Source organism: Aeromonas sp. ZOR0002, assembly GCF_963866995.1.
Taxonomy (GTDB): domain Bacteria; phylum Pseudomonadota; class Gammaproteobacteria; order Enterobacterales; family Aeromonadaceae; genus Aeromonas; species Aeromonas caviae.
The window spans coordinates 1-8,882 of the sequence record NZ_CAWMFQ010000120.1 but is presented as its reverse complement, the minus strand read 5'-3'; the positions used below and the strand labels follow the sequence as shown (position 1 = coordinate 8,882).

9 protein-coding genes are annotated in these 8,882 nt (G+C 61.5%); 6 read left to right on the top strand and 3 right to left on the bottom strand.

Going from position 1 to position 8,882, the window contains the following annotated elements; all coding sequences use genetic code 11:
* Positions 1 to 727: peptidoglycan-binding protein (locus AACR77_RS06800; RefSeq protein WP_042880534.1), on the bottom strand; the 727-nt coding region annotated here is incomplete at its 3' end.
* 91 nt (positions 728 to 818) lie between these two features.
* Positions 819 to 1,586, bottom strand: a complete 768-nt coding sequence (locus AACR77_RS06795; protein ID WP_010673442.1) for a substrate-binding periplasmic protein — start codon at positions 1,584 to 1,586, stop codon at positions 819 to 821.
* Between the two features lie 309 nt (positions 1,587 to 1,895).
* Between AACR77_RS06795 and AACR77_RS06790 the strand changes: the two genes are divergently transcribed.
* The 5 genes from AACR77_RS06790 to AACR77_RS06770 all read left to right on the top strand — a co-directional run bounded on the left by AACR77_RS06790 (position 1,896) and on the right by AACR77_RS06770 (position 7,422).
* The gene (locus AACR77_RS06790; protein WP_010673441.1) at positions 1,896 to 2,441 is read left to right on the top strand and encodes a hypothetical protein; all 546 of its coding nucleotides are present in this window, start codon (positions 1,896 to 1,898) and stop codon (positions 2,439 to 2,441) included.
* 57 nt (positions 2,442 to 2,498) lie between these two features.
* Complete coding sequence (locus AACR77_RS06785) at positions 2,499 to 3,557, top strand: glycosyltransferase family 2 protein (protein WP_041213382.1); 1,059 nt, start codon at positions 2,499 to 2,501, stop codon at positions 3,555 to 3,557.
* Positions 3,554 to 3,925 (top strand): GtrA family protein, encoded by a 372-nt coding sequence (locus AACR77_RS06780; protein ID WP_010673439.1) that lies wholly within the window; start codon positions 3,554 to 3,556, stop codon positions 3,923 to 3,925. Before AACR77_RS06785 ends, AACR77_RS06780 begins: the two co-directional genes overlap by 4 nt.
* Entirely contained in the window at positions 3,925 to 5,091 is a 1,167-nt protein-coding gene (locus AACR77_RS06775) for a membrane protein (RefSeq protein ID WP_029313951.1), read from the top strand. The genes AACR77_RS06780 and AACR77_RS06775 overlap by 1 nt, the downstream gene beginning before the upstream one ends.
* A gap of 207 nt (positions 5,092 to 5,298) precedes the next feature.
* Positions 5,299 to 7,422, top strand: a complete 2,124-nt coding sequence (locus AACR77_RS06770; protein ID WP_042880532.1) for an alpha-amylase — start codon at positions 5,299 to 5,301, stop codon at positions 7,420 to 7,422.
* Between the two features lie 63 nt (positions 7,423 to 7,485).
* Here AACR77_RS06770 and AACR77_RS06765 read toward each other — a convergent pair whose 3' ends face one another.
* Positions 7,486 to 8,112, bottom strand: a complete 627-nt coding sequence (locus AACR77_RS06765) for a glutathione S-transferase (RefSeq protein WP_042880530.1) — start codon at positions 8,110 to 8,112, stop codon at positions 7,486 to 7,488.
* A 158-nt stretch (positions 8,113 to 8,270) separates the two neighbouring features.
* Here AACR77_RS06765 and AACR77_RS06760 point away from each other — a divergent pair.
* Positions 8,271 to 8,882 (top strand): response regulator transcription factor (locus AACR77_RS06760; protein ID WP_042880528.1); only part of this gene is annotated, 612 nt, incomplete at its 3' end.

Here is an 8,882-nt window from a genome sequence, read left to right as displayed (position 1 = left end):
CCTCGGGGCCGGTATTGAGCCAGCTGCGGGTCTGACGGCCGATGATGCCGTCGGCCGTCAGACCGTGGCGGCGCTGGAACTGCTTGATGGCCTGCTCGGTCTCGGGATCGTAGAGGCTGTCCTGGTGAGTCGGGGCACTGTCCCCCAGTTCGTTCAGGATGGAGCGGATCTGGCCGAGCTCGGTCGAGCTCTCCCCGGCCCGCAGGGTCGGCATGGAGAGGGTGGGCCAGTGCTTGGCCATGGGCATGGCCAGCAGCTTGCGCACTTCTTCGCGCACGGCGTCGTATTCCGCCACCTGTGGCCTGAGTTGCCTGACCTGCTCCAGCAGATTGTCTCCCTGGGGAGCATGGGCCAGGGGGCGGTTCAGATCCAGCTTGAGGGTCTGCATCTGTTCGCGCGCGACCAGATCCATCCCTCGCCAGGCCTGCTGGAACCGGGCCAGCTTGCCAAAGGCCTCATCGTAGAGGGCACCGCGTCGATCCGCCGGGGTCTTTTGCAACTGCTGCCAGAGGCGGTAGAAATCCGGATGCAGCTGGGCCAGCACCGCTTCCTGCAACTGCTGTTCAAGCTCATGACGAGCCTGCTCGGCCACCTCGTTCTGATACCAGTCATGCTGAATGCTGGGACTGGCCACTACCGCCTGTTCCGTGCTGGCATGAACCATGCTGGCCGGCCAGCAGCCCAGCCAGATGAGATTCGCCAATGCCAACCAATACTTCTTACCCATGCTTCTTACCACGCTTGCCTCAAATCGGTTCATTTCGGCCTGTCAGGCGCGACGGTCAGGTCCCCATGATGCGTGAATGCTGGCGACTTTGCTAGCGGACGGAGGTGTAACGACGCCAGATGAGTTCCTGCTCCCCGCTGTCACCGACGGCCACTATCGCCTCGTTGAACCGCTCCACGAATTCCCCGGACAGGGTCTTCTTGCTCAACATGAAAAAGGTGGGCGTCTCATGGATCGCCATGGTGTGGGGGACGACCGCATCCGACAGCCCCTCTCTTTTCAGACCCCAGGGCGTGGCCAGACTATCCCCGAGAAAACCGTCTATCCGCCCAAGCAGCAGCTTGCGATAGTTTTGCACATCGTTGACCTCGCTCACCTGGTTGCGGTATCGCTGCAGAACCTTGGTGATTTCCGGGCCGTAATAGTAGTCCCTGGTCACACCGAGGCGATGCCCGTGGGCCAGCCAACTCGCCAGATCCGACTCCTCACCGGTACCGGATTTGCGTACCCAGAGCGATGTCCGGCCCGGGTTGTAGGGGATGGAGAACCAGGCATAACGCGCCCTCTCATCAGCAAAATACGCCTCCATCACGATGTCCAGCCGACCCCGCTCAAGATCGTGCAACCCCCGCTTCCAGGGACGCTCCACATAGACCAGACGACAACCCAGCCGATTCGACACGGCATTGAGGTAGTCGACCGCAAATCCACGCAGTTCCCGACGTGCGCCCTCTTGCTGGTAATAGTGGTATGGGGGCCAGTCATCGAAACCGACGCGAAGGGGGGAGGAGCAGAACGATTGCGCCCACAACGGTTGGAGGGGCAGACAGCAGAGCACACACAGAGAGAAGAGTCTCATGGGTCATCCTTGACGACGGGACAGGCCATCTTAATTCTGCCCGGGTGAAATGGCGACAGATCCTGCCACAACAAAGCACAATATCAGCCGTTTGCCTGATGCGCCCCAGGTGGCGGCAGACAGGTTGGCGCCGAAAAAGCCACAATCAAGAAGAGGAAGCAAACGACCCTAAAGCCCCTTGGTAAGCAGGGTGATTGAGGGTTAATATGTGAGCAAATATATTTTTGTGATCCACTATGCTTTTTTTGCAATTGGATTAGCATATGCGCGAAATCTGCCTATCAATCTGTCGGGCGTCGAGTGAGTAATATGACCTACAAAAAGTTCGGTTTTCTGGCTGCCATCCTGGCACTGAGCGGTTTCTACCTTTATACCCTCTATCTGGCCGCTCACCCCAACGTGAGCCTGGCTTACAAGCTCTATTACCTGGAAGGCAAGACCCGTTTCTGGGAGCACAACTCCAGCATGACCTACCAGCCCGGCAACGAACTCAACCTGACCAAGCCGAGCCGCTTCCTCTCAAGCGAAGGCTGGGCCAAGAAGCCCAGCGAGCAAGGCACCGAGCTGAGCGGTCAGGGCGGTCTCTATTTCGTGCTGCCCAAGCAGCAGGCCCAGCCGGAGCAGCTCACCATCCAGGCCAGGATCAACAGCCCTCAGGCTGGCGCCCTGCTCAAGGTGGCGCTGGGTCATGATTTCACCACCACGGTCAAGCTGGCCAAAGCGGGCATCAACGAGATCCGCCTCAGCCTGCCGGGCGACTCCCTGACCGCCGATCCCAAGCGTCCCAACTTCCTGGCGCTCTCCGCCCCGACACCGCTCAACGTCCAGTCCGTGCGACTGACCGTGGCTCAGTGAAGCGGAATGCCCCAAGTATCTGTTCCGTAAAATAATTCTTTCAATAAGGAAGTTCCCATGTCCCGTGCCGATTTTCGACTCTCTCTGGTCGTTCCCGTTTACAACGAGGAAGAGAGCATAGACGCCTTCATCAGCGCGATAGATACCGAACTGGCCCCGCTCAAAGACCAGCTTGAAATCGTGTTCGTCAACGATGGCAGCCGTGACCGCACCCGTGAGGTGGTCGAGCAGGCCATCGCCCGGGATCCCCGTGTGACCCTGGTCAACCTGGCCCGCAACTTCGGCAAGGAAGCGGCCATGACCGCCGGCCTGCACCAGGCCAAGGGCGACGCCATCGTCCCCATGGACGTGGACCTGCAGGATCCCCCCTCTCTCATTCTGGAGTTCGTCAAGCTGTGGCAGACCGGCGACTATGACACCGTCTACGGCATCCGGGTGGATCGCAGCGCCGATACCCCGATGAAACGCCTGACCGCCGGTGGCTTCTACCGCTTCTTCAACGCCCTCTCCACCAGCACCAAGCTGCCGGAGAACGCCGGTGACTTCCGCCTCATCGATCGCAAGGTGGTCGAAGCCATCAAGCAGTTGCCGGAGCGCAACCGCTTCATGAAGGGGCTGTTCGCCTGGGCCGGTTTTCGCGCCGTCGGCGTTCCCTACGAGCGCCCGGCCCGCCATGCCGGCGAAACCAAGTTCAACTACTGGAAGCTGTGGAACTTCGCCCTTGACGGCCTGATGAGCTTCTCCAGCTGGCCGCTGCGGGTGTGGAGCTACATCGGGGTCGGTGTCTCCTTCATCGCCTTCCTCTATATCCTCAAGATCATCACCCAGGTGCTCTTCTTCGGCATCGACGTGCCCGGTTACGCCTCCCTGATGTCGGTCATGCTGTTCCTCGGCGGCATCCAGCTGCTGTCGCTGGGCATCATCGGCGAGTACATCGGCCGCATGTTCGTCGAGGTGAAACAGCGCCCCGTCTACCTCATCGAAGGGGTCTACGGCCAGTACGCCAAGCAGGATGAAGAGCAGAAGCAGGAAGTGCCCACCGCCAGCAAGAAGAGCGCTGGCAAGAAGGCCGCCGCGAAAGCCGCTGATGATCAGCAGGAGCAGGCGTCTCAATGATCTCCCGCGAGGAATTCTGGCGGCTGGTTCGCTTCGGTTTTGTCGGCGGGGGGGCCACCCTCGTCGATCTGGGTACCTCCATCGCCCTGTTTCATACCTGGCCGGCCATCTCCGAGCACCTGGTCACGACCCTGGCCTTTGCCGTGGCGTTCTGGTTCTCGTTCTTCGGCCATCGCTACATCACCTTCCAGAAACAAGGTGCCGCCAGCAAGTTCCTGCTGGTTGCCCTCTTCTCGCTGGCGGTACGTAACCTCATCCTGAGCGGTTTGCTGTTTGCCGGTCTCTCCGGCCTGTTGCCGGTGGTGATCGCCACCCTGACCGTCACCGTGCTCACCTACGTTCTCTCCCGTATCTGGGTTTTTGCCTGATGAATGATATGACCAATACCGCCCCGTCAACCGGGGCTGCACTCCCCTATCGCCCGTCACTGCGCATCAGCGGCCGCGACTGGCTGATGATCGTCGCCGCCTTCGTGCTGAGCCGGGTGGCGCTCTATGGCATGGGCTATTTCGGCGTCCAGCTCTATGGCGCCACCGACATCGGGCCGCTGCAGGCCTACTGCCAGTTCGACTGCGTCTGGTTCCAGCGCATCATCGAGAATGGCTACGACCTCTATCCGCGCTGGTTGAGCAAGGGCAATGCGGCGAACTGGGCCTTCATGCCCCTCTATCCCATGCTGGCCGGCGGTCTCTCCAGCCTGTTTGACATGGAGAGCCTCATCGGCCTGATGCTGGTGGCCAACATCGCCTTCTTCATCAGCCTGCCCCTGATGCTGCTGGTGCTGCGCCAGCTCAAGCTGGGGGACGACACCGCCCGCTTCGGGGTCTGGCTGCTGGCCTTCTCCCCCTTCTCCGCCTATTTCGTCTCCGGCTATACCGAGCCCATGTTCATGGCGCTGATGCTGGGAATGTTCCTGTTCGCCTACCGCGAACAGTGGCTCATGGTCGCCTTCCTCGGCATTTTCATCTCCGCCACCCGCAACCTGGGGGTGATGATGGTGTTCCCGGTGCTGATCCTGGCCCTGCAGGCCTACGGCTGGCGCGAGTTCTTCCGCTTCACCGAGCGGGCCTTCAAGGTGGTGTTCACCCTCTGGCTCATTCCTCTCGGCCTCTTCTCCTACATGGTCTATCTCTATCACCTCACCGGGGATGCCCTGGCCTTCAAGCACATCCAGGTGGCCTGGGGCCGCTATATGGACAGCCCCCTGGACTGGTGGCTGAGCGGCTTCGAGCTGGGGGGACGCAAGGCCTATCTCTCCATCATGGTGATCTTCGGCTGGTGCCTGAATGGCTACCTGTTCAGCCAGAAACGCTGGGCCGAAGCGACCCTGATGTTCATCTGCTGCACCATCCCCCTGATGACCGGACTCAACGCCATGCCCCGCTACATGTTCGGCCTCTATCCGACCCTGCTGGCCATCGTGCTGCTGGCCCATCGCTGGCCTGCCATCCGCCCTGCGGTGCTCTGCATCAGCGGCATGGTTGCCTCCTTCATCGCGGTGGCCTTCGTCAACTTCAAGTTCTTCACCGTGTGACGCCACCCCGAATGCCTACAAGCCGGTCAACTGACCGGCTTTTTTCATGGCCGCGACACCCGGTTCACACTTTTCCATTCTTGAAAACGTAACCATTTGAACTGACGTCACAAATCGGTATTTTACCGGTCCAAGCCTGCCCCAGCGCGCCCTAGAATGAGTGCCTCAACGGACCCTGCTCCTCACACTCTGCTCAAGGAATGGCTTATGCGTCTCTCTTCGCGCCCCGCTCTTCGCCTATCACCCCTGTGGCTGGCCGTGCTCGCCACACCGCTGTTCATCGGTCAGGCGATGGCCGCCCCCGAGGTCTATCTCCATGTGGATGGCAAACCGGTAGCCGAGGCGCTGACGCTGGACAAGGGCACCGTCACCCTGACCCACAGACTGGACAGGGGGAGCCACCAGATCCGCATCAGCGATGCGGGCAACAGTTGCGGCACCAGCTTCGGGCCAACCGAGGCCAGGCCCCTTCCCTTCGGCACCGCCCAGCCCATGGACAAGTGCAGCAAGGGGACAGACTTCAATCTGAGGGTGATGCTGGCGGGGGACTACGAGTTCACCTTCAACCCCGATACCCCCAGCCTCAAGGTGTTGCGGGCAACCAAAAAGAGCGAGTTCAAACGCCAGCCTCCGGAAGAGCCCTGCATCAGCTGGGATGGCGGCCCGGTCACGACATCACTCAAGGGAGTCTGGCCCGACGGCACCCGGTTGCGGGATGCCTACTCGGGACAGGAAGCCGTGGTCAAAGGCGGCAAAATCACCCTGACACCGAGCAAGGAGAGCGGCGGCCTGCTGCTGCTCGAACCGGTCAAGGCCGCCAAGCCTGCTCCCTTCAGCTGGGATCAGGCGAGCGTCTATTTTCTGCTGACCGACCGCTTCCACAACGGCGATCCCGCCAATGATCACAGCTTCGGTCGTCAGAAGGATGGTCAGGACGAAGTGGCCACCTGGCATGGCGGTGACTTCAAGGGGCTGACCGAGAAGCTCGACTACATCAAGCAACTCGGCATCAACGCCATCTGGATCACCCCCATGGTGGAACAGGTCCACGGCTTCATCGGCGGTGGCGAACAGGGGAACTTCCCCTTCTACGCCTACCACGGCTACTGGGCGCTCGACTTCACCAAAATCGACCCCAACTACGGCGACGAAGAGAGCCTGAAAACTCTGGTGGACGAGGCCCACAAGCGCGGCATGCGGATCATCCTCGACGTGGTGATGAACCACGCAGGCTACGCCACCCTCGCCGACTTGCAGGATCTGGGGCTCACCGATCTCACCCAGAACACCGGCAAGCTGCCGAGTCGCTGGAACGAATGGCGCCCGAGCGGCGGCCTCAACTGGCATGGCTACAACCAGTTCATCGACTACCAGTCATCCCACTGGGACAAGTGGTGGGGCCCTGACTGGGTGCGCGCAGGTCTGCCCGGCTACCCACAACCCGGCACCGACGACGTCACCGGCTCGGTGGCGGGATTGCCGGACTTCCTGACCGAATCCACCAGATCGGTGGGGCTGCCACCGCTGCTCGCTGCCAAAAAAGACACCAGGGCCAAGGCCCTGCCCAACGCCACCGTGAGCGATTACCTCATTGCCTGGCACACCGACTGGGTGCGCCGCTTCGGCATCGACGGCTTCCGTGCCGACACCGTCAAACACCTGGAGCCCGCGGTCTGGGCCAGGCTCAAGCAGGCGGGCACCGACGCGCTCAAGGAGTGGAAGGCCGCCAACCCGGGCAAGGCCCTCGATGACCTTCCCTTCTACATGGTGGGCGAGGTGTGGGATCACGGGGTCGCCAAGGACTTCTGGTACCAGCACGGCTTCGATTCCCTGATCAACTTCGACTACCAGCGTGAATTCGCCCTGCCCCAGGCCCAGTGCATGGCGGGGGCAGAGCCCACCTATGCGAGCTACGCCAGCCGCATCAACCAGGATCCCGAGTTCAACGTGCTGAGCTACATCAGCTCCCACGACACCAAGCTCTTCTTCGGCGACTATCAGGACGTGGCGCTGCAACGGCGGGTGGCCAACAGCTTCATGCTGCTGCCGGGGGGCATCCAGATCTACTATGGCGACGAGTCCGGCCGGGGACTGGCCAAGGATGGCGGCGTGTTCGATCAGAGCGTGCGCTCGGACATGAACTGGCAGGAGCTGGCGAGTGGCGAGAAGGCGGAGCTGGTCAAGCACTGGCAACGGCTCGGCCAGTTCCGTGCCGCCCACCCTGCCATCGCGGCGGGCAGCCACAAGAAGATTTCCGATGTCCCCTATGGCTTCGTGCGGGAGAAAGGAGAAGACAAAGTGGTCGTGGTCTTCGCGGGTCGGCAGAAATAGCGACCTGGCCTGAATAAAAAGGGGAGCCGATGGCTCCCCTTTTTTGTCTTGCCGACGCCCACATCAATCAGACTGGCGGGCCGCCTTTGGCCACTGCAACCTCGCCCTGAGCAGGGTTTCCTGCCACAGGGGCCAGGCCAGCAAGGCCTGCTGATAGGCGCCAGCCTGACCGGGCAGCGAAATGCCATAGCTTGCCAGTCGATAGGCCATCACCGCATAGAAGGCATCCAGAATGCTCGCCTCGTCGAAATAGAAGGGCCCCCGCGCCTGGGACCAGAGAGTCTGCAACCGGGCCAGCTCGTCGATGACCTCCACCGGCGGTTCACTCTGGGTGGACGCCCCCAGGAAGAAGGGCAGCAGGGTGCGGATCTGACGAAAACCGGCGTGCAGCTCGGCGCACAGGCTGCGGGCCAGGGCCCGTTCGGCCTTGTCCACCGGATAAAGGTGGCGCTCCGGGCAACACTCGTGGAGATATTCGGCGATGGCCAGAGAGTCGTGAATACGCAGCTCACCGTCGTCGAGCCAGGGCACCAGGCCGGCGGGGGCCGTGCGCTTGAGCCGTTGCAGCTCCTTGGCATCTTCCAGATCGAAGACCTGCTCCTGCCACTTGAGCCCGCTCATGGCCAGCACCAGCGCCGTTCTCATTGCCCAGGTGGAGCCCGTGCCCACCGTCAAAACCAGGGATCCCATCGATTGCCTCCTGCATGGGTTGTTTACTGGCCATCCCGCCGGCCCCGTGGCACGACATCCGATGACCACCTCACATTTGCGTACTGGCGGGTTTGACCCACTTGGGTAGCAGTGCTAGTTTGATTTTTCAAAACAATCGGTTAGCAACAATGTGAGCTATGGACAGCCAATTTACCATCGTCATCGCAGATGACCACCCCCTGTTTCGGGGCGCCCTCTATCAAGCGGTGCACATGGCCATCGACGACGCCAGATTGCTGGAGGCTGACTCCATCGACAGCCTGAGCCACCTGCTCGATGAACATCCCGACGTCGACCTGCTGCTGCTGGATCTCAAGATGCCGGGGGCCAACGGCTTCGAGGGGTTGGCCTATCTGCGCGGACATCACCCGGATCTCCCCATCGTCGTGGTCTCGGCCTCCGAGGATCCCGCCATCATCCAGCAGGTGCTGCGCCTGGGCGCGCTCGGTTTCATTCCCAAGTCCGTCCCCATGAAAGAGCTGGTCAGCGCCCTCAATACGGTGATCGGGGGGGACAACTGGGTGCCCGAGGGGATCTCCCTCCATCCCGAGCCCAGCGAAGGGCCCGATTTCGCCACCAAGCTGGCCAGCCTCACCCCCCAGCAATACAAGGTGCTCATCATGTTGCGGGATGGCAGCCTCAACAAACAGATCGCCTGGGAGCTCAACGTTTCCGAGGCGACCATCAAGGCCCATATCACCGCGATTTTCCGCAAACTCGGGGTCAAGAACCGCACCCAGGCGGTCATC